Annotated in this window: 20 protein-coding genes; 2 read left to right on the top strand and 18 right to left on the bottom strand. The window is 27.4% G+C overall.

The window, feature by feature from the left end; all coding sequences use genetic code 11:
• Window positions 1-350: 350 nt before the first annotated feature.
• The 5 genes from Q5F54_RS02870 to Q5F54_RS02850 form a co-directional block, all read right to left on the bottom strand.
• Window positions 351-512, bottom strand: a complete 162-nt coding sequence (locus tag Q5F54_RS02870; protein ID WP_143023133.1) for a hypothetical protein — start codon at window positions 510-512, stop codon at window positions 351-353.
• A 9-nt stretch (window positions 513-521) separates the two neighbouring features.
• Window positions 522-1,019, bottom strand: a complete 498-nt coding sequence (locus tag Q5F54_RS02865) for an SEC-C metal-binding domain-containing protein (RefSeq protein WP_281537780.1) — start codon at window positions 1,017-1,019, stop codon at window positions 522-524.
• Window positions 1,020-1,100: 81 nt separating this feature from the next.
• Complete coding sequence (locus Q5F54_RS02860; RefSeq protein ID WP_302333951.1) at window positions 1,101-1,811, bottom strand: UPF0489 family protein; 711 nt, start codon at window positions 1,809-1,811, stop codon at window positions 1,101-1,103.
• Window positions 1,812-1,823: 12 nt separating this feature from the next.
• Window positions 1,824-2,489: an RluA family pseudouridine synthase gene (locus tag Q5F54_RS02855; RefSeq protein WP_288523504.1), complete on the bottom strand. Its 666-nt coding sequence runs from the start codon at window positions 2,487-2,489 to the stop codon at window positions 1,824-1,826.
• Complete coding sequence (locus Q5F54_RS02850; protein WP_302333950.1) at window positions 2,489-3,361, bottom strand: class I SAM-dependent methyltransferase; 873 nt, start codon at window positions 3,359-3,361, stop codon at window positions 2,489-2,491. The genes Q5F54_RS02855 and Q5F54_RS02850 overlap by 1 nt, the downstream gene beginning before the upstream one ends.
• 218 nt (window positions 3,362-3,579) lie before the next feature.
• Between Q5F54_RS02850 and Q5F54_RS02845 the strand changes: the two genes are divergently transcribed.
• Window positions 3,580-4,317: an RsiV family protein gene (locus tag Q5F54_RS02845; RefSeq protein ID WP_281537782.1), complete on the top strand. Its 738-nt coding sequence runs from the start codon at window positions 3,580-3,582 to the stop codon at window positions 4,315-4,317.
• Window positions 4,318-4,362: 45 nt separating this feature from the next.
• Here Q5F54_RS02845 and carB read toward each other — a convergent pair whose 3' ends face one another.
• The 4 genes from carB to Q5F54_RS02825 form a co-directional block, all read right to left on the bottom strand.
• Window positions 4,363-7,569: a carbamoyl-phosphate synthase large subunit gene (carB, locus tag Q5F54_RS02840; RefSeq protein WP_277230763.1), complete on the bottom strand. Its 3,207-nt coding sequence runs from the start codon at window positions 7,567-7,569 to the stop codon at window positions 4,363-4,365.
• Window positions 7,570-7,609: 40 nt separating this feature from the next.
• The gene (locus Q5F54_RS02835) at window positions 7,610-8,656 is read right to left on the bottom strand and encodes a carbamoyl phosphate synthase small subunit (protein WP_288701203.1); all 1,047 of its coding nucleotides are present in this window, start codon (window positions 8,654-8,656) and stop codon (window positions 7,610-7,612) included.
• Window positions 8,657-8,668: 12 nt separating this feature from the next.
• A complete protein-coding gene (gene pyrF / locus Q5F54_RS02830; protein ID WP_277230757.1) occupies window positions 8,669-9,385 on the bottom strand; it encodes an orotidine-5'-phosphate decarboxylase in 717 nt (238 codons plus the stop codon).
• A gap of 373 nt (window positions 9,386-9,758) precedes the next feature.
• The gene (locus Q5F54_RS02825) at window positions 9,759-10,586 is read right to left on the bottom strand and encodes a nitroreductase family protein (RefSeq protein ID WP_302333949.1); all 828 of its coding nucleotides are present in this window, start codon (window positions 10,584-10,586) and stop codon (window positions 9,759-9,761) included.
• Window positions 10,587-10,917: 331 nt separating this feature from the next.
• Here Q5F54_RS02825 and Q5F54_RS02820 point away from each other — a divergent pair, with 331 nt between their 5' ends.
• The gene (locus Q5F54_RS02820) at window positions 10,918-12,147 is read left to right on the top strand and encodes an aminopeptidase (protein WP_281538039.1); all 1,230 of its coding nucleotides are present in this window, start codon (window positions 10,918-10,920) and stop codon (window positions 12,145-12,147) included.
• 134 nt (window positions 12,148-12,281) lie between these two features.
• Here Q5F54_RS02820 and Q5F54_RS02815 read toward each other — a convergent pair whose 3' ends face one another.
• From Q5F54_RS02815 to Q5F54_RS02775, 9 genes are all read right to left on the bottom strand, one after another.
• Window positions 12,282-13,241: a carbohydrate kinase family protein gene (locus tag Q5F54_RS02815; protein WP_288523508.1), complete on the bottom strand. Its 960-nt coding sequence runs from the start codon at window positions 13,239-13,241 to the stop codon at window positions 12,282-12,284.
• A 193-nt stretch (window positions 13,242-13,434) separates the two neighbouring features.
• Window positions 13,435-15,825 carry a homocysteine S-methyltransferase family protein gene (locus tag Q5F54_RS02810; RefSeq protein WP_302333948.1) on the bottom strand — a complete coding sequence of 797 codons (2,391 nt, stop codon included), beginning with the start codon at window positions 15,823-15,825 and terminating at the stop codon, window positions 13,435-13,437.
• Window positions 15,797-16,519 (bottom strand): vitamin B12 dependent-methionine synthase activation domain-containing protein, encoded by a 723-nt coding sequence (locus Q5F54_RS02805; protein ID WP_302333947.1) that lies wholly within the window; start codon window positions 16,517-16,519, stop codon window positions 15,797-15,799. Before Q5F54_RS02805 ends, Q5F54_RS02810 begins: the two co-directional genes overlap by 29 nt.
• A 5-nt stretch (window positions 16,520-16,524) precedes the next feature.
• The gene (locus Q5F54_RS02800) at window positions 16,525-16,980 is read right to left on the bottom strand and encodes an S-ribosylhomocysteine lyase (RefSeq protein ID WP_288526190.1); all 456 of its coding nucleotides are present in this window, start codon (window positions 16,978-16,980) and stop codon (window positions 16,525-16,527) included.
• 341 nt (window positions 16,981-17,321) lie between these two features.
• Window positions 17,322-17,663 (bottom strand): zinc ribbon domain-containing protein YjdM, encoded by a 342-nt coding sequence (locus Q5F54_RS02795; RefSeq protein WP_071118890.1) that lies wholly within the window; start codon window positions 17,661-17,663, stop codon window positions 17,322-17,324.
• A gap of 157 nt (window positions 17,664-17,820) precedes the next feature.
• The gene (locus Q5F54_RS02790) at window positions 17,821-18,876 is read right to left on the bottom strand and encodes a PotD/PotF family extracellular solute-binding protein (RefSeq protein ID WP_071118889.1); all 1,056 of its coding nucleotides are present in this window, start codon (window positions 18,874-18,876) and stop codon (window positions 17,821-17,823) included.
• Between the two features lie 316 nt (window positions 18,877-19,192).
• On the bottom strand, window positions 19,193-19,885 hold the full coding sequence (locus Q5F54_RS02785) for a PepSY domain-containing protein (RefSeq protein WP_302333946.1): 693 nt from the start codon (window positions 19,883-19,885) through the stop codon (window positions 19,193-19,195).
• Window positions 19,886-19,977: 92 nt separating this feature from the next.
• Window positions 19,978-21,351, bottom strand: coding sequence for a cell wall metabolism sensor histidine kinase WalK (locus tag Q5F54_RS02780; RefSeq protein WP_288524076.1), 1,374 nt, complete (start codon window positions 21,349-21,351; stop codon window positions 19,978-19,980).
• Between the two features lie 2 nt (window positions 21,352-21,353).
• Window positions 21,354-22,016, bottom strand: coding sequence for a response regulator transcription factor (locus tag Q5F54_RS02775; protein WP_302333945.1), 663 nt, complete (start codon window positions 22,014-22,016; stop codon window positions 21,354-21,356).
• Window positions 22,017-22,526 lie beyond the last annotated feature (510 nt).

Genomic DNA, 22,526 nt, shown 5'->3' with positions numbered 1-22,526 from the left:
AACTAAAAATAACAAGAGCCTTGAAGAATCTATTTACGAACTTTTTTAAGTTCGATTACTATAAAAATCATTAAATGATAAATCTATTAAATTATATTTAGTTAAACAAGTGTATGCTTATATAAAAAATCCTATAATTAAAAGATTATTTATATGTAAATAATCTTTTAATTATAGGTATAATATCTTGTGTATCTAAACTTATAAAATTCAAATTATAATATCATTAAAAATATATTACTAAGCAATTTAAAAACTAAAATAAATAAATTAAATAATGATATAATTTATATTATACATTTAAGAAATTCAAATATATATTTAACTTAAATTTATTATTTTCATAATTTTTAATCTTCTTTAAGATTTGGTATTACTTTTTTTACTTCTTCTATTTGATGCCATGTTTTTTCTAGATTCTTTTGATTTATATATTCTTTTAAATCAGCTAAAGATACAAATTCTTTTACTGATAAGTCATCATCATCATTAATAAATCTTAAAATAAACATAACATTACCTTATTTTCCACAACACTTCTTGTATTTCTTTCCACTTCCACATGGACAAGCATCGTTTCTTCCTACTTTTTCTTCTTTAACTACTGTTTTAGAAGTTTTGTAAGCTTTTTGTAATTCTTTTCTCTTTGCAGCTGGTAATATAGTCTCCCAACCTGGTAAGTTATATAACCAATGAGCTTCTACTTCTACCATGTTATAGTATAATTTTTCGAAATCTATATCTAATTTTATAGTACTATCAGCTTCTATAGTTTCTAAAGTTATATCTTCCTTTAAACTTTCGCTTATTCCATCTATGAATCCCATGAAATATTCAACTGAAACATTATATTTAGCAGCTAATTCACTAACTTTACCTTCTATAACTTCTTGCTTGTTATTTAATAATTCATTGTATATTGAAGCTTCTGCTTGTAAGTATGCTTCCCAAAACTTTACTTCTGCTTCTTGGCTTTCATGATTATCACTTAAATTTCTCCATTCAGTATATAAACTCATACCTTTGTCCTCCTAGTTATATTTAATATATTTTTATATTAAAAATTAATTATGTATTTATTAAATACGTTAAACTAACTATTATATTATATCATAATTAAATAATTCTTTTAATACTTTTATAGCATAGTCTTGTTCTATAAAAAATGGACTAGATGCTATTGTTATTACTTTTGCTTTTTTTATTAAATCTTTTATTTTTGAAATTTTTAAATCATAAGGAATATAATCCATGTCCTTTGAGAATATATCTAAATCTATGTCTAGTACATATTCTCCTTCTATATCTAAATTAAATCCATAAGAACTATCTATTATAATTACCTCAGAAAATATATCATGTTTTAAAGCAGGCTTAATAAAACTTCCTACATTTAAAGTTTCATTAGTATACTTAAATACATCATCAATATTATCTATATCTACATTATAATTTTCAGGTTCTCTTGTATCTTTGTGTTGATCTACATGGACTAATTTACACCCTTTAGTAAAGTTTCCCTTTTTCAAACTTTTTATCCAAAAATAAAAGGCATGGTTATGATTATCAAATATATATACATCTTTATCTTGATACTTATATATAATCATATTCTTAAGTCCCTTAGCCTTTATTTCAATATCCTCATCAATTTCATTGAATACTATTTCTTCTCCAACTGAAACATCATCTAAAGTTCCTTCTATAAGCTTTGGTACATATATTTTTTTATTTTCTCTATCTTCATATGAAAATATATTATTACCAATAGGTCTATCTATATAAAATCCTATATATTTATCCATACTAATTCCTCTTAACTATTAAAATAAGTTCCATGGATATTCCTTAGGTGGTTCACATGTAAACTCCATTTTTTCTTTAGTTGTAGGGTGTATTATTTCTAGTTTATAAGACCATAGTGCTATTTGTTGACCAACTTTATTAACATTTTGTCCATATCTTTGATCTCCAAATAAAGGATGCTTTCTACTTGCAAATTGAACTCTTATTTGGTGAGGTCTTCCTGTTTTTAAATCTATTTCAACAAGACTAAATCCATCTTTTCTATCTAAAGTCTTATAACTTAACTCTGCATTTTTTGCTTCTTTATGATCCTTATTAACTACACTTACCATGTTAGTCTTTTTATTCTTATAAAGATAATCTTTAAGAGTATCTTCTTTCTTATTCATATCACCGTGTATAACAGCTCTATAAGTCTTTTTAAAGGTTTTAGTCCTAACTTGGTCAGATAGTCTAGATGCAGCTTTAGAAGTCTTTGCAAATACCATAATTCCACCTACAGGTCTATCTAACCTATGAACTAAACCAATATATACATTACCTGGCTTATTGTACTTTTCCTTTACATACTGCTTAAGTAAGTTAACCATATCTTTATCATTAGTATCATCACCTTGAGAAAGTATGTTTACAGGTTTTTCTACAACTAAAAGATGATTATCTTCAAATATGATTTTAATCATTATTTAGACTCCCATCTTCCAAATATACCACATGGAAGAACTTTACCATCTCTAGATGTTGGTATACCGATTTCTCCTCCATATATTTTTCCACCTTTAGCTTTTTTAGCTACTGTAGCATCTAATATATGTTCAAGTATTATTGGAGATAATCCAGTTGTATATGAGTTTATTAAGAAAAATAAAGGTTCATCTGATAATACTTTTGTACATAATTCAACTAAACCATATAATTTCTCTTCTATTTGCCAAACCTCACCTTTAGGTCCTCTTCCGTAAGAAGGTGGGTCCATTATTATAGCATCGTATTTGTTTCCTCTTCTTATTTCTCTCTCAACAAATTTAACAACATCATCAACTATAAATCTTACTTTTCTGTCTCCTAATCCTGATGTATGTAAATTTTCCTTAGCCCAAGTAACCATACCTTTAGATGCATCAACGTGACATACTTCTGCTCCTGCTGCTGCACAAGCTACTGTAGCACCACCAGTGTATGCGAAAAGGTTTAATACTTTTATAGGTCTTTTAGCATTTTCTATCTTATCCATTGCCCAATCCCAGTTTGACGCTTGTTCTGGGAATAATCCAGTATGCTTGAATCCTGTTGGACTTATATTAAACTTTAAATTTTTATAACTTATTGTCCATCTTTCAGGATATTTCTTTTTATGTTCCCATTGTCCTCCACCTCTGTTACTTCTGTGGTAATGTCCGTGAGGATTTTTCCATAATCCACTTTCATTTGGTATAGGCCACATAACTTGAGGATCTGGTCTTCTTAATACTATATCTCCCCAACGCTCTAATTTTTCTCCGTTACCCATATCTATAAGCTCGTAGTCTTTCCATTTATCTGCTAATAATAACATTGAATTCCTCCTAAATTAATTCTATCAATTTATGTATTATACCATATAATTACTTAATATTTTCGGTATTTTATATACTTTATATTCCTAGTTATTAATTATTTAAGAGTTCTAAAATTATATATTATAAATAAGTTTATAGTATAAACTTATTTGCTATTTTTATAAACTAGCATACTATATTCTAATTGATTTTCTATAACAGGAGGTAATTTAATATGAATTATTATGAAAGGTCTGATAACTGCTTATATAATCCTATACATGTAAAATTTAATGAAGATTTAAGTATAGGAAGTACTTTTTCTTCTTCATTACAATATCCTTCTTTTTTTACATTAAGAAATTCTTATTTTAATGTAAGCCAAAATGTACTTAATAATATAAACTCAACAATAAAATCTGATGTATTTACATTTAAAAATGGATTAATAGATGAAGAAATACAGGTAAATGATGATAATAATAAAAACAATAACCCAGAAGTTAAGTATAGAGTAATTACAAACTATGCTAATACATTTAGTAAAAACCATATATTAAGCACTATAGTTAATCTTATGGCATTTGTTGATGAAAAAATTGAATACAATGAATTAAACAATTATAACTTTGATTTATTAACTGGAAATATGTTTACTATTGGAAATGTGTTTAATCCTAATGTTGATTATCTAAAAGTTATATCTAATTATGTTAATTACAAGATAAGTCAAAATAAAGAATTATATTATAAGGATGTAGTTGTAGATATTCCTGAAGATCAAGCTTTTTACTTAACTGATGAAGGAATAGTAATTTATTTCGGAGTAGATGAAATTGCACCTAAGGAATTTGGTATTCCAAGATTTACAATGGAATATAAGAAATTTGCTCCATATATAAACCCTAGATTTTACTGCACTCCTGAAAATATTTATACAGCTATGAGACTAAAATCAAATTATAGAAGATAATATAAAGGATAAAGGGATAAAACATTAAGTTTTATCCCTTTATTATTATTCAGCTATGTTATATACTTCTAATCCTGCATCTTTTATTTCTTTTTTCTTAACCTCTACTAAAGCCTTTAATGTATCTAAAGATGTCATTACTTCTGTTGAAAATTCTGTTGCAGTTCTTCTTATCTTAAATCCATCTCTTGTAGAATCATTTCCTTTAGTTGGAGTATTTATTACTATATCAACTTGCTTATTTCTTATAGCATCTAATATATTAGGTCTTGCTTCTTCTACTCTGTTAACTATATCAGCATCTATTCCATTATCTTTTAGAGTTTTTGCTGTTCCTTCTGTAGCAACAAAAGTATATCCTAATTCTTTCATATCTCTTGCTATTTCTATAAACTCTTCTTTATCATAGTTATTTATAGTAGCCAATACTACGCCTCTCTTATCAGACATAGTCTTTCCTGCTGCTAAAAATCCTTTGTATAAAGCTTCTTCTAAGTTTTCACCTACACCTAAAACTTCTCCCGTAGATTTCATTTCAGGTCCTAAACTTACATCAACTCTAGCAAGTTTTGACATTGAGAATACTGGAACCTTAACTGATACTAATTTAGGTTCTTTGTATACTCCTGTTCCATATCCTAAATCAGCTAACTTTTCTCCTAACATACATCTAGTAGCTAAATCTACTATTGGTACATTACTTACCTTACTTATATACGGTACTGTTCTACTTGCTCTCGGGTTAACTTCTATTACATATAATTCATTTTGGAATTCTATAAATTGTATATTAACCATTCCAAGTACGTTTAGTTCTAATGCTATTTTCTTAGTGTAATCAAGTATTTTAGCTTTTATTTCATCAGTTACATTTTGACTTGGATACATTGTTATACTATCTCCAGAGTGAACTCCGGCTCTTTCTAAGTGTTCCATTATACCTGGTATTAATATATCCTTACCATCACATATTGCATCAACTTCTATTTCTCTACCTGTTAAGTACTTGTCTATAAGTACTGGGTTTTTAGAGTCTCTTAAAAATGCACTTTCTAAGTATTTAGATAACTTAGCTTCATCATAAGTTATTTCCATACCTTGACCTCCAAGTACATAAGATGGTCTAACTAAAACTGGATATCCTAGCTTTTCAGCTTCTTTTATCCCTTCTTTAACTGACCATATAGCCTTTCCTTTTGGTCTATTTATATCTAATTTTTCTAATAATTCTTCGAATTTTTCTCTGTCTTCAGCAGCATCTATATCTTCAAAGTCAGTTCCTAATATCTTTATATTCTTTTCGTGTAAGAACTTAGCTAACTTTATAGCTGTTTGACCACCAAATTGTAGTATCACTCCATCTGGATTTTCTTTTTCTATTATGTTTAATACTTCTTCTTCTGTTAATGGTTCGAAGTATAATTTGTCAGATGTATCAAAGTCTGTACTTACAGTTTCTGGGTTGTTATTTACTATTATAGTTTCTATTCCCATGTTTCTTAATGATTTTACACAGTGAACTGAACAATAGTCAAACTCTATACCTTGACCTATTCTTATAGGACCGGAACCTAAAACTACAACTTTTTTCTTATCACTTATTTCTACTTCGTCATATTGTTCATAAGTTGAGTAGTAGTATGGAGATAATGCATCAAACTCACCTCCACAAGTATCAACCATTTTGTATGCTGGTTTTATGTTGTATAACTTTCTTAATTCACATAATCTTTCTGGACTTATTCTCATTAAGTCAGCTATACCTTTATCAGAGAATCCTTTTTTCTTTAATTCTAATAAGTATTCCTTATTTAAATCTTCTATTTTCATTCCCTTTAACTTTTCTTCTTGCTCTACTATCCACTTAAATTTATTTATAAACCACTTATCTACTCCAGTGATTTGTTCTATCATTTCTACTTTGTATCCTCTTCTTATCATTTCAGCTAAGTCAAATAGTCTTTCATCATCAGGAACTACTATGCTCTTCTTTAATTCTTCTATACTCTTTTCTTCAGAAGGAGCATGAACTAAAGAATATTTTCCTATTTCAAGAGATCTTATACCTTTAAGTATAGCTGCTTCAAAGTTGCTTCCTATACTCATTATTTCTCCTGTTGCCATCATTTTAGTTCCTAATTTTCTGTTTGCTTGCTTGAATTTATCAAATGGCCACTTTGGTATCTTAACTACTACATAGTCAAGTGTTGGTTCGAAACATGCATAAGTCTTCTTAGTTACTGCATTTTCTATTTCATCTAATGTGTAACCTAAAGCAATTTTCGCTGCAACCTTTGCTATTGGGTATCCTGTAGCTTTTGATGCAAGAGCTGAAGATCTAGAAACTCTTGGGTTTATTTCTATTATTGCATATTCTAAACTATCTGGGTTTAATGCTATCTGAACATTACATCCACCCTTAACTTCTATAGCATTTATTATATCTATAGATGCTTTTCTTAACATTTGGTATTCTTTATCACTTAAAGTTTGACTTGGTGCTACAACTATACTATCTCCTGTGTGAACACCAACAGGGTCTATGTTTTCCATGTTACATACAGTTATACAGTTACCATTGCCATCTCTTATTACTTCATACTCTATTTCTTTCCAACCTTTTATACTTTTTTCAAGTAATACTTGGCTAACTGGACTTAGTTGTAATCCTTGAGTAAGTATCTCTGTTAACTCTTCTACAGTTTCAGCTATACCTCCTCCAGTTCCTCCTAATGTATAAGCAGGTCTTACAACTACTGGGTATCCTATTTTTCCTGCAAATTCTAAACCATCTTCTAAGTTAGTTACTATATCGCTAACTACTACTGGTTGGTTTATTTGTCTCATTACTTCTCTGAATGTATCTCTATCTTCACCTTTTTTTATAGACTCTACTGAAGTACCTATTATCTTAACTCCATATTTATCTAATATTCCGGCATCATGAAGTTCAACAGCTAAGTTAAGACCTGTTTGACCACCCATTCCAGCTAATAAACTGTCCGGTCTTTCTTTTTCTATTATTTTTTCTATAAATTCTATTGTTAATGGTTCTATATATATTTTATCCGCTACTTCTTTATCAGTCATTATAGTAGCTGGGTTACTATTTACTAATACAACTTCTATTCCTTCTTCTTTTAAAGCTTGGCAAGCTTGTGTTCCAGAGTAATCAAACTCTGCCGCTTGCCCTATTATTATAGGTCCTGAACCTAGTACTAAAGTCTTTTTTATACTATCTATTTTAGGCATAATCTTTTCTCCTTATCTAATTAACGATTTTTATAATTTTCTATACTAACTCTAAGAACTTGTCGAATATATAATCGTTGTCTTTTGGTCCTGGACAAGCTTCTGGATGATATTGAACACTGTATATAGGTAATTCTTTATGTCTCATTCCTTCTACAGTATTATCATTTAAATTTATATGTGTTACTTCCATATTTTCTGGCATTTCAGATACGTAGTAACCGTGGTTTTGAGATGTTATAAATATTTTATTCTCCTCTAAATCTTTAACTGGATGGTTTCCACCTCTATGTCCAAACTTTAATTTAGATGTTTTTCCACCTAATGTTAAAGCTAATAATTGATGTCCTAAACATATTCCTACTATAGGTTTTTTTCCAATTAATTCTTTTATATTTTCTATAACATCTTCTAAATCTTCTGGATCTCCAGGTCCATTTGATAAGAATATTAAATCAGGATTTATTCCTAAAATTTCTTCTGGCTTAGTAGTTGCTGGGAATACTGTTATATCACAATTTCTTTTCGCAAAAGATCTTAATATGTTTTGCTTAACTCCAAAGTCCATAACAGCAACCTTAGCACCTTCACCTTTTATATGCTCTATTTCTTTTCTTGTTACAGTTCTTACTGCTTCAGTATTTCTGAAAGCTTCTAACTTTGATTTTACATCTTCTAAAGATGCATTTTCTAAAGTTATTATACCTTTCATCGTTCCATTATTTCTTAGTATTTTAGTTAATGCTCTTGTATCTATGCCTTCAAGTCCTATAACCTTATTTTGCTTTAGGTATGTATCTAAATCCATCTCACATCTAAAGTTATTTGGATCATTACTTTTTTCTCTAACTATAAACCCTTTCACATGAGATTTATTTGATTCCATATCTTCTAAATTTATTCCATAATTCCCTACTAATGGATAAGTCATTGTTACTATTTGACCATAGTATGATGGGTCTGTTAATACTTCTTGATATCCTGTCATAGAAGTATTGAATACTACTTCACCTATACTATCTCCTAAGTATCCAAATGCTTTTCCTTCAAAAATTGTTCCATCTTCTAATATTAATTTCCCCTTCATTTGACCTACCCCCTATGCATTTTCTATTTCTTTTACTATATTAATTGCTGCTTCACTTGGGTTTTCAGCTTTAGTTATAGGTCTTCCAACTACTAAGTAATGAGCACCTTTATTTATAGCATCCTTAGGAGTAACTACCCTTTTTTGATCTCCTACAGAAGCATTTGCTGGTCTTATTCCTGGACATACTGTAACGAAATCCTTACCACAAGCTTCAACTATTTTATCTACTTCTTGTGCTGAACAAACTATTCCATCTATTCCAGCTTCTTTAGCCAGTTTAGCTCTTTTTATAGCTAGTTCTTCAGTTGTCATATTACATCCTATATCTTGTAAATCTTGATTGCTTAATGATGTTAAAACAGTAACCCCTACTATTATTGGTTTTTCTATACCTAATTTCTCAGCCTCTTCTTTAGCTGCTACTGCACACTGTCTCATACCTTCCATATCTGATACATGTATCGTCATTAACCATACATTATCTCTTACTGCTGCTCTTACTGCACTTTGCATTGTATTTGGTATATCGTGAAACTTAAGGTCTAAGAAAATTTTCTTACCTTTTTCTTTTAAATAATCAACTGTTTTTCCCCTTGTAGCTACATATTGCTCTAACCCTACTTTAAATATGTCTACACTATCTTCTAGCTTATCTATCAATTCTTTAGCTTTATCAAATTCATTTGTGTCTATTGCTACTATTAATTTTTCTTTTCCATTTACCATTATGAACTCTCCCTCTTTAATAAAGCCTAAAAAAAATCCTTACACCAAAATGAGGTATAAGGATTTTATCTATTACAGATATCTTTCCCAGCCTCTCTGGACTAGTTTAAAAGACTTTATTATATTTTATTTTTATATTAAAAAAACCTCTAACTAATCCAGTTAGAGGTTGAAAATACAAGTTTAAATAATATAAAATATTTAACCTTTTTAGCCTCTCTGGACTACTTTTAAGGATTTTATTGATTATAAATTTATTATTTGAAAATATACTTAATATCCTCTCTGGGATAATTTAAAGTTTATCTTTGTGTATAATTATCACACTTTTAACTTTTAATGTCAACATATATTTTAAGGTTAAATATATTTATTACTTTAAAGTAGCAGTTATATAATACTCTTTTGCCATTCTTTTTTTAACATCTATTTTAGAATAATCAACTTCTAATCCAAATTTATTACATGCTATATCAAAATGTCTAAGCGCTATACCCATACTTATTTTATTATCTTTAATATTTTTCTTTTGTTTTTCTTCATATAAATGAACCATATTTGAGTTATTATATAATATCCAAGGTTGAGAATTTTTCACAGATGGTGCCCATCTAAGTGCTTCTACAATTTTTTCTAAATTTTTATCTAATTTTCTACAAACATGACTTATACGCTTTCGATCTACATCCTTATTAGTCCTAAATAATTTTTCATCTTCATCTGGATAACCAAATGCAATTATTGAATATGGCTGTTCTAAATTTACGTTTTTTGACTCTTCGTTTTTTTCTTCTGATTTTACTATCGTATCATTTTTTTCTTCATCTGAGTCTTTTAGTTGTACAAATTCTAAAATATCTTCTCTTTTTATATTACATTCTAACCAACATGTAGCTAGTCCTAAAGTAGTTAGTTTTAAAACTACCTCCTCCATAGCAAATCCGATATTCTGTAAATAATCATTTCCTTTATTAGATGTTACTATTATATAATGAGGTGCTTTTACCTTGCATTTTTTCCCCATTAAAAAATGTACTAAATGGCCTCTATCTACAACATGTGCTTTTATATCTAATTCTTTATTTAAATAGGTAATTTGTGAACATGCATTTTTAACTTCTTCTAATAAACCCTCTTTTACCTTTTTATTAGAGTATTTTCTAGTTGATTTTCTATAAAAAATGGCATCATATAGCTCCATTTACTTCCTCCTAATTAAATCTCTTTATGTGTCTACATTATATTATAAATTCTTTTTTTATTTTTTGTATATGTTTTATGATAAAATATGCTATTTTGCAACATTTTAATATTTATCAATACATTTTATTTATTTTTTATTATATTAGTTTAATAACTCTATATTTTATTATTATTATATTTATTCAATTTAATTAGTCTATGAATGTATAGAGTATTATTACAAAAATAACCATTTATTTTTATTTATTAAGTATTTTTATAACTTATATGTATTAAAATATAATTAGGTTTAAAAATGATTAAAAATTCAATATCAAGGAGGTTATATTATGTCATTTGAAAAAAATCTAGATAAATATGCAAAATTAGCAATTAAAGTTGGCGTAAATATACAAGAAGGCCAAACTTTACTTGTTAGATCACCAATAGAATGTGCTCCTTTTGTTAGAAAAGTTGTTAAACACGCTTATGAAGCAGGTGCTAAAAATGTACATATAGAATGGTCTGATGAAGAATGTACTTTATTAAAATATTTACACGCTCCAGATGAAACATTTAATGAGTTTCCTAGATGGATATCTGACCAATATGTAGATATAGCAAAAGAAGGTGGAGCTTTCTTAACTGTTTACGCTCAAAATCCAGATTTACTTAAAAATGTTGATCCTCAAAGAGTTGCAAACTTCCAAAAGGCTTCTGGTGTAGCTTTAAAAGAATGGCGTTCTTACACTTTATCAGATAAATGTAAATGGAGTATAGTTTCAATTCCAACTAAAGCGTGGGCTACTAAAGTATTCCCTAACGTGTCTACTGATGAAGCTGTAAATAAACTTTGGGATGCTATATTTAAATGTACTAGAGTAGATAATGAAGATCCTGTAGATGCTTGGAGAAAGCATAATGCTGATTTAAAATTAAGAATGGACTTCTTAAATGATAAGAACTTCAAAACTTTAAAATTTAAATCTTCTAAAACTGATTTAACTATGGAATTACCTGAAGGTCATATATGGTTAAGTGGTGCTTCTAAGGACCCTAATGGTGTTGATTTTAATGCAAATATGCCAACTGAAGAGGTCTTCTCTATGCCTCATAAATTTAAAGTTAATGGTATAGTTCATAGTACTAAGCCTTTAGTATACGGCGGTAATGTGATAGATGACTTCGCTTTAACATTTAAAGACGGAAAAATAGTTGATTTTACAGCTGAAAAAGGTGCTGAAACACTAGGAAAGCTTATTGATACAGATGAAGGCTCTCACTACTTAGGTGAGGTTGCTTTAGTTCCATTTAAATCTCCTATATCAGATACAAATATAGTCTTCTTTAATACTTTATTTGATGAAAATGCATCTTGCCACTTTGCTATAGGCTCTGCTTACAAAACTTGTATAAAAAATGGCGATGATATAAAAGATGAAGAATTAGATAAATATGGAGTAAACAATAGTTTAACTCACGTTGACTTCATGATAGGTTCTAATGATATGAATATAGTGGGTATAACTCATCAAGGTGAAGAAGTTCAAGTATTTAAGGATGGAAACTGGGCATTTTAAAGAAAAAGACTGAAAGTATATACTTTCAGTCTTTTTAATGTTGACGACAAATTTTAATTTATATGAATTAACCTATTTCAGATTAATCTATAGCTTTATTATATTATACATAATTTCTTCCATATAGTAAATTTTTATTTATTATAATTTACTTCTATCCACTCTATCTTGTCCATATATTCTTTAACTAATTCATGAGACATGTCTGGATGTATTGTTTCTTCTGTAGATATAGTTATTGTTGACATAGATATTGCATATTTTACAGTATCTACTATATTTGTATTATTCATATATCCATTAGCTATACCTGCAACAAAAGAATCACCTGCACCTGTAACATTAACTACAGATACTTCTTTAGCTTTTATTTTTCCTTCTTCTATACCATTATTATAGTATATTCCGTCTTCATCTAATGTTATAAATACATTTTTTATTCCTAAATCTATAAAGTATTTACCTGCTTTTCTTAAATCTTCATCATTTTTAATTTCAAATCCGCACATTATTTCAGCTTCATATCTGTTTGGCTTTATAGTATGGAAATATTTAATTAAATGCTTTATATTTTTTGCTTTAGCAGCTGATACTGGATCTAGTATAAATTTAGTATTTTCACTAAATGTTTTTATTAGATATTCAACGATATCAGGTCTGTCTGAATCTAATATCATATATTCTGCATTTTTTATTATTTCAGATTTTGAATCTATAAAATCTGTAGTAAACATATCTATTATCTTCATATCAACTACAGCAGATACCATTTCACCTTGCTCATCTAAAATAGCCATATAAGTAGGTGTATACCCACCCTTAACTATTAAAGATTCACTCATATCATAATTCATTATTTTAGAATGTTCTATCATTCTATTTCCAGTTTCATCATCACCTAGAATAGATATAAATTTAGTATTAACACCTACTCTTGCCATACATTCAGCGATATTTCTACAAACGCCTCCAAAAGAAGTCTTTACTTTACCAGGATTAGAATCATTGCATCTATAATTTCTATCTGTAAAACCACAAATATCAAAAACCGATACTCCAAAAACTAATGCATAAGGCTGTCTATTTTCAGTCATCGTTGTCTACCCTCCCTAAGAATCACCTTCCTATTTTATCACATTCTTATTAGTTTTTTCTATATATTTTATACATTAATATTATTTATACATATTTTTACATAAAATTTACTTTTTTCATATATCAACGATGCATATTTGCTACCCCTACGTGTATGTTCGTTACAAAAAAATAGGGAAAATTCCCTATTTTTTAATTGAAATTCAATTTTGCTATTTCTACTGCTGATTTTGCATCTTTTGAATAATAATCAGCACCAATATCTTTTGCATATTCTTCAGTAAGTACAGCTCCCCCTACAAATATTTTTGTATTTAATCCTTCTTTTCTTAGTGCATCTATAGTTTCTTTCATACTATGAACTGTTGTAGTCATTAGTGCACTCAACCCTACTAACTGTATATTATTTTTCTTTGAGTGATTTACAACTTCTTCTATGGGTACATCTTTGCCTAAATCAATTACTTCGTATCCATAGTTTTCTAACATTATCTTTACTATATTTTTACCTATGTCGTGAATATCTCCTTTTACAGTTGCTACTATTATTTTTCCTTTTGATACTGTATTAGTATTATTCTTTGCTAAACTATCTTTTATTGTATTTAAAGAAACTTTTACAGTTTCTGCTGATTGTATTAATTGAGGTAAAAATATTTCACCTTTATCATATTTTTTTCCTACTACATCTAAAGATGGAATTAAAATTTCATCTAATACATAATTTTCATCATACTTTTTTAAAAGATTTAATGTAGCCTCTTTTGCATTTTCTTTTAGACCATGCTCTACTATGCTCTCTAAAGATAAATCATATTTTCTATCATTAGTTGTTTTAATAATATTATTTTGCTTATAACCACTATATTTCTCTATGTATTTTACACAACCTTTATCTATATTATTTATAACTTTAAATGCATTTATAGTTTCCATTATACCCTCTTCATTAGGATTTATTATTGGTAAATCTAATCCTGCAGATAAAGCTAAATTTAAATATGTATTATTTAAAGCTTTTCTATTTGGAACACCAAACGATATATTCGATACTCCTAATATAGTTTTTACTCCTAATTTTTCTTTTACCATCTTAATGCATTTCAAAGTTTCTAATGCTTCTTCTTGTTGAGCTGAAACTGTTAATGAAAGACAATCTATAAATATATCCTCTTTTTTTATTCCATAAAATAATGCTTTGTTTACTATTTTTTCTGCAATTTTAAATCTACCTTCTGCCGTACTTGGTATACCTTTTTCATCTAAAGTAAGTCCAACTATACAGGCTCCATATTTTTTTACTATAGGTAATATAGCATTAAGTGATTCTTCTTTTCCATTTACAGAGTTTGCTATAGTTTTTCCATTATAATATCTTAAACCTTGCTCTAATGCCTCTATATTTGAAGAATCCACCTGTAATGGAACATCCATAACTGACTGCATTTCCTTTATAACCTTTGGCATCATTTTCTTTTCATCTATATCAGGCAATCCTACATTAACATTTAAAATATCAGCTCCACCTTCTATTTGCTCTAATCCTAAATTTATTATGTAATCAAGGTTTTCATTTATAAGAGCTTCCTTTAGAGGCTTTCTACCTGTTGGATTTAATCTTTCACCTATAACTGTTGGTGATTTTATTTCTACAAATTTTGATGGAGAACATACTACACAACTATTATTTTTTTCTATTTCTACTTTTTTTAATGTTGATATATTATCTGAAATTTTCTTTATAAATTCTGGGTTAGTTCCACAACATCCACCTATTATAGATGCGCCTAATTGAACAAACTTCTCCACTCCAATAAAAAACTCTTCTGAATCTACATTATATATTGCTTGGCCATTAACTATATCAGGAAGTCCTGCATTAGCTTGTACTATTACTGGAACTGTAGCCATTTTTGATATCTTTTCTACTATAGGTATTAGTTGTTTTGGCCCTAATGAGCAGTTTACTCCAATAGCATCTACACCTAATCCCTCTATAGTTGCAACCATGCTTTCCGGCATACAACCAGTAAAGCTTCTTCCATTTTCATCAAAAGTCATGGTACAAAATACTGGTAAATTTGTATTTTCTTTTGCAGCTAAAACAGCAGCTTTAGCTTCATACAAATCCATCATAGTTTCTATAATAATTAAATTTGCACCTGATTTTTCTCCTTGTATAGCTTGTCTTTTAAATATTTCATATGCTCTATCAAAACTTAAAGTACCAATTGGCTCTAACATTTCTCCTATAGGACCTAAATCTAGAGCTACAAATCTAGGCTTGGATTTATCTGATTCTTCTATAGCTTTCTTAGCCATATTTATAGCATTATCTACTACTTCTTCAACTGTATATCCTAATTTATCTAACTTAAGCTCATTAGCTCCAAACGTATTAGTTGTTATTACATTTGAACCTGCTTCTAAATATAATTTATGTATTTCAATAAGCTTATCTGGATTTTTTAATCCAAATACCTCTGGATTTTCACCTATCTGAAGACCTTTTTGCTGTAGCATAGTTCCCATAGCACCATCAAATATTAGTATATTATTTTTTATGTATTCCCTTACATCCATAATTATCATCCCCTTTTTTATATTTACAGGTATTATAGTTTGAACATTCTAAACATGATTTTTGTTTATATGTTGATTTATTTTCTGATATACCTATTATTGCGACCACTGATTTTCTAGGTATCATTATTTTATCTTTAGTTATAGTTAAGCCTATTTTATTCGATGTATTTAGTAAGTTTATAATATCTTCATTTATATCTATTGGTAAATCTCCATATCCTGGACTATATCTATTAGTTATATACTTGCCTTCTTTTCTTAGTTCATCTTCTATATTACTTTGTAGTATATCACAAAATTCTTCTATTGCTGTGGTTGCACAGGCATCGATTATAATGCTTTTTGTAAGATTTGAGTATGAATTTATTTTGATTTGCTTTTCTATGTCTATTCCTAAAGTAGTTGATAGTAAAATGCATTGACTACAACCATCTAATAGTTTATATAAGTCTTTGCTCTTTATAGATACGTTACTATCTTTAAATTTTATTTGGTAGCTATCATCTATCTTCTCTTTTAATATAGAATAAACCCCCAAAGTATATCGAGGGTTTATTTTCTGTTTAGTTATTTTTATACACTCATCTATTGTATGGTCTAACTTTTCATCTATATATTGACCATTATATTCCAAATATCTTAAAACTTCGTTTTTATCTATTTTTATTAAATTAATAAAATTTATTTTCAATTTGATTAATCTCCATATATATTAAGAGAGAATCCCTTTTCTAGAGCTTCTTTTGCATATTCTTTAGCACCAAATAAAGATAAATCCTTGTAATTTCCACATTCTACTCTCGTAGCTGCTGGTATTTCAGTTGCTTCTAAAACCATTTTTAATGCCTTTTCTAATCCATCTTTCACTGTTTGTGGTTCAACTTCACCCCACATAATTAAATAAAATCCTGTTCTACATCCCATTGGTGATAAATCAATTATACCGTCTAAAGTTTCTCTTAGATATGTAGCTAATAAATGCTCTAATCCATGTATAGCTGCTGTTCCAAAAGTTTCTTCATTTGGTTGTAAGAATCTTAAATCAAACTTTGTAACTATATCACCATTAGTTCCTTTAAGCTCACAACATTTTCTTATATAAGGTGCTTTTACTTTTGTATGATCTAATTTAAAACTTTCTACTTTTTGCATTTTATCTTCCTCCTAATTTTTTTAAAATATATTTTCCCTTTTTTTAAACCAATCTACAGATTATTTTATGTTTCACGTTTTACATAGTTATGCTTATTTTAATCTTATTTCAATATTTATATTTTATTCTATTTATTTTCATTGTTTCCTTTAAATAAGTTTGTTATAATGTTTTGAGTTATTTTTACTTACATTTTACTTGTAGAATATCGTATTATTATTCAAAAACTTCTTAGTAAAGTTTATAAAGTGATACAAAAAGATGATAAAGTTAAATTATTATATAAACTAAAAAACCATACCTTTAAAAGGTATGGTTTTTTAGTTTATATAATAATAGATTATGCTTTTTTAACAACTGAAGATTTTAACTTCATCGCTCCAAATCCATCTATTTTACACTCTATATCATGTCCGTCTGCTGCATCAGGAACTAAACGTATATTTTTCACTTTTGTTCCTATTTTTATAGATGATGATGCTCCTTTTACTTTAAGATCTTTAACTACTGTTACAGAGTCTCCATCATTTAATACATTTCCATTTACATCTTTTATAACATTTTCTTCTTCATTGCTTGCTTCTTGTGACCATTCATATGCACATTCTGGACAAACTAAAAGGCTTCCATCTTCATAAGTATATTCTGAATTACATTTTGGACAATTTGGTAAGTTTTCCATATTTAAATTCCTCCATCTACTGTTCTTCCCTTTGCAATAGGGTTTCTTATAGTTCTATATAATATCATATTATTATAATATTTACAAACTTTGACCCTATATGTACTATTATGTAATTAAAAATGAGGAAAGGCTAATTATCTAACCCTTCCTCATTTTAATTACTTGATTTTATTTGTATCCACGCATTATCATATTCTTTTTTAACATCTTTAGGTAAATCAGTATATATTTCACATCTATCCATTATCTCTTTTGGCATATATGCATTCGGATTATTTCTAACTTCTTCTGGTTGCTCTAATCTTGCTTCTTTATTTGGGGTTGTATAACCTATTTCATCAGCTATTCTTAATGCACTTTCTTTATCACTTACAAAGTTGATGAATTTTTCAGCTCCTGAAACATTTTTAGCATTAGAAGGTATGCATAAACTATCAATCCAGAAGTTTGCACCTTCTTTAGGTACAACATAAACCAAATTAGGGTTCTCAGCTTGAAGATTTAATCCTTCTCCCGACCAAATCATATTTATATCAGACTCTCCAGCTGGAATCATAGTTGTCCCATTATCTACTCCATATATTGGGTCTACTAATTTTCTTTGTTCTAATAATAATTCTTTAGCTTCCTCTATTTCTTTTTGATTTTCAGAATTTAAAGAATATCCAAGTTTCTTTAAAGCTGCACCTAATGTATCTCTATAAGTGTCAAACATAAATATTCTATTTTTATATTTTTCATCCCATAATATATCCCAGCTATCAACATCTTCTTTCACTACATCTTTATTATATATAAGTCCTACTGTTCCAAACATATAAGGCACTGAATATTTATTGCCTGGATCTATATCTAAGTTTAAGTAATCTTCATCCATCTGAGATATATTAGGTATATTATCTTTGTTTAATTCTTGAACAAGGTTATTTTTAATCATCCTTGGCATTAAAGCATCAGATACTAAAATAACATCATATTTAACTCCTGAATTACTAACTTTTTGGTACATAGTTTCCATGTCATCAAACGTTTCAACATTAACTTTTATACCATATTGTTTCTCAAATTCTTTTATAGTCTCTTCATCTATATTTTCTCCATAGTTAAAAAAACTTATTTCTTCAGAATAATTTTTATTACATCCTACAAAAGATGTTCCAATTATTATGACACAAATTGATAAAAGTAATAATTTAAATGATCTTTTCATATTATAATTCCTTCCATTTTTATATAATTATTCTAATACCCTAAACTAAAAATAATCAATCTATTTTTCTATAATTTTTGAAATTTAACAATAAATATATATATGGATATTAGAACTATTATAAAATAAGAGTATAAATATTATAAATAAGATTTTATTTGTATAATAATTTATAACATTGAATATAATATGTAAAAATAAGTTGTAAATTTATTTATTATTTCTATTTAGAAATAATAAACCTCATAAATATATTAAATGTTATATACTTATGAGGTCTTAATTAGTTATAAAATATTTCAATTTTATTTAAAATTTAGTCATCGTATCTGTCATCGTAATCATCGTCATAGTCATATCTGTCATCATCATATGGTTCTATACTCTCTTTACTAAACTCTATTATTTCACCTGTTAATGCATTTACTGATATATCGTATTCATAACCATCTTTTATAAGCTCTGCTTCATATTCTGGTGTTGAGTCATTATCAAAGTGGAACCCTCTTATTATAGCTCCTGGAACATTGCTTAACATTATTGACTTAGCTTTTGATTCTCCTATATATGTTCTATTAGTTGTGCTTCCATTATTATTTGTAGGCACATTGTTATTTACATTTGTATTATTATTTGTAGCTACATTGTTATTTGCATTTGTATTACTATTTGTACTTGTACTGTTATTTATTGTTGGATTATTATAATTTCTTATACGTTCTTTACTAAACTCTCTTATTTCACCTGTTACTGCATCTACTGATATATCATACTCATAATCACCTTTTATAAGTTCTCCATCATATTCTGGTGTTGCATCATTATCAAGATAGAATTTACTTATTGTAGCTCCTGGTACCTTATTTAACATTATTGATTTTGCTACTTCTGGTGTCACTTGTTTCACATTACTTACTAAATTTTGTGATGCATATGATACACCTACTACTGATATCCCGAAACCAGCTACTATTCCTAAACCTAATGTCAAATATTGTTTTGCCTTCATAGTTGTCTTATCCTCCTAGTTGTCTAATTATATAAAATAATTTTTAAATCCATAAAATTTTAAAACTAATGTTATAAATTTTTATTCAAATTCTATTGTTTAAAAACTACAGTTACTTTAGTGTATTTATCTAATTCACTACTTATAAAAACTTCTCCATTATAATTTTTAACTATCCTACTTGCAATAGATAAACCTATTCCGAAAGAACTATTATGTTTTCTAGATTTATCTACTTTGTAAAATCTTTTCATAACATTATTAATTTCTTCACTTGGTATACCTATACCATTATCAATAACTTCTAGTTGCATTTTATTTGATATTTTTTTAAAATTAATTCTAATTTCTATATTATTTTTATTGTTGTATTTAATTGAGTTATCAATAAATATAATTAATAATTGTTTTAAATCATTAGGGTCAATTTTTACTTTTATGTCATCAATATTAGTAATATAATTTACATCTGGATTTAAAATCTTATACTGTTCTATTACTTCATCAATTATTATTTTTGGTTCAATTTCATTTATATTTCCTAAGTCTATCTCTACTTTTTCTGCTCTAGATAAAGTTAACATATCATTTACTATTTTTGTCAGTCTTTCGACTTCGCTTATGCATGTATCTAATGATTTTTCTAAACGTTCTTTATCATTTTTTCCCCATCTCTTAAGCATACTTAAATGTCCATTAAGTGCTGTTAATGGTGTTTTTAATTCATGTGAAGCATCTGATACAAATCTAGTTTGCTCATCAAATCCATGTTGAATTTCATCCATCATTGAATTAAATACAGTATTTAATTTATCTATTTCATCATTTACTTCTGAAATTTCTGCTCTTTTATTTAGTCCATTTGCCTTTATCTCATTCATTGTTTCTATAAGTTTCCTAATTTTATATATGAATTTTTTAGAAACATACATGGCTCCTATACCACTTAGTATTAGTCCTAAAATTATAGATACTATTAAAATTGGTAAAGAATTATCTATAAAATCACCAAACATTTCATTTTCTAATACTATTTGTAATGTATATTCTGAATTATTTATTTGTATGGGACCTGTTATTAATTTATATATTTCAAAATCAAAAGACTTAGATTTTATATGAATATTTTGATTTGCATAATCAAAATTAATATATTGCCATACTTCTGAAGGTGATTGATAGTATAGTTCATTTGGCGAATAAATTCTAATATATTCATCATTTTCATTGTAATCTAGTCTTTCTAAATACTCTATAAATCCCTTTTCTGAAAATTCTATATTAATACTATTAGATAAATTAATAATTTCTTGATATCTACTTTTTACTAAATCTATTTCGTGTTTATCTATAAATATCCAGAATACAACTAATTGGCTAACTGTGTATATGGTTAAAATTAAAATAATTGCAAAAAAAGAATTTTTTGTAATTTCTAAGAATATTGGTCGTTTTTTTAGTTTCATATTTAACTCCTCATTATATAACCAATAGACCTAACAGTTTGTATATATTCTTCTTTATTTTCATTATTTAATTTAGATCTTAGATGTCTAATATATACATCAGTAACATTAGTTTCTGTATCATATCCCCATATTCTTTCTAATAATTCATCTCTTGTAACTACTTCATCTTTATTTTCTATTAATATCATTAACAATTCGTATTCTTTATTTGTTAAGTTGATTTCTTCATTATTTCTTTTAACTATTCTTGATTTTGTATCAATTGTAATATCTTTAAATTTAAATATAGAATCTTTTGGATTAGATTCTCTTCTAAAAACTACTTCTATACGTGCCAGTAGCTCTTCTATAGCAAAAGGCTTTGATATATAATCATCTGCTCCTAATTTAAGGCCATTTACTTTATCTATAACACTACTTTTTGCACTAAGCATTATAACTGGAGTAGCTTTTACTCTTTTTATTCTTCTACATATTTCAAATCCATTCATTGATGGGAGCATTATATCTAATATTACAAGGTCGTATTCATTATTTAGAGCTTCTTCTAAACCGTCTCTACCATCTTCTTTTATACAAACCTCATATCCTTCATATTCTAATTCTCCCTTTACAAAATCAGAGATACTACTTTCATCTTCAACAATTAATATCCTATTCACTATAACCACTCCCTTATAATTTATTACTTACTGAAATTATACTTTTATACGATTTAAATGTAGTAATCAATCATCTAATTCTGTAATAATAGATTGGCATATACTGTTACTTTTTAAGAATATTATTTAATGCTTAATTTATATTTGGTTTAAAATATTCTATTATTTATAGATAGCTTTTATTTTTTCTAGCTACAATCTTTAATTTAATTATATAATATAGATTTTAGTTTTTCATGAATACAGAATTAGAGTTAAATTAAAATTTTTTAATCTTTTTTAATTTATTAATTTTTATCTAATATATACCATATTATAAATATAAAAATATATTTCTATACTTAATAATACGGTAATCTACAACTTCTTCTATAGTTTTTAGCTATCTTATATTTATAGGTAAATGGTAAGGTTGTAAATAATACAAATTAAAATAAAAGGTATCTTATTATAATTTATAAAATGTACCCTATAGAGTAGACAGCTAATAAAAAGGTCTACTCTATAGGG

The organism is uncultured Romboutsia sp. (assembly GCF_958366745.1).
GTDB lineage: Bacteria > Bacillota > Clostridia > Peptostreptococcales > Peptostreptococcaceae > Romboutsia > Romboutsia timonensis.
The sequence above is the reverse complement of the archived record's forward strand: the minus strand, read 5'-3'. Positions and strand labels throughout refer to the sequence as shown.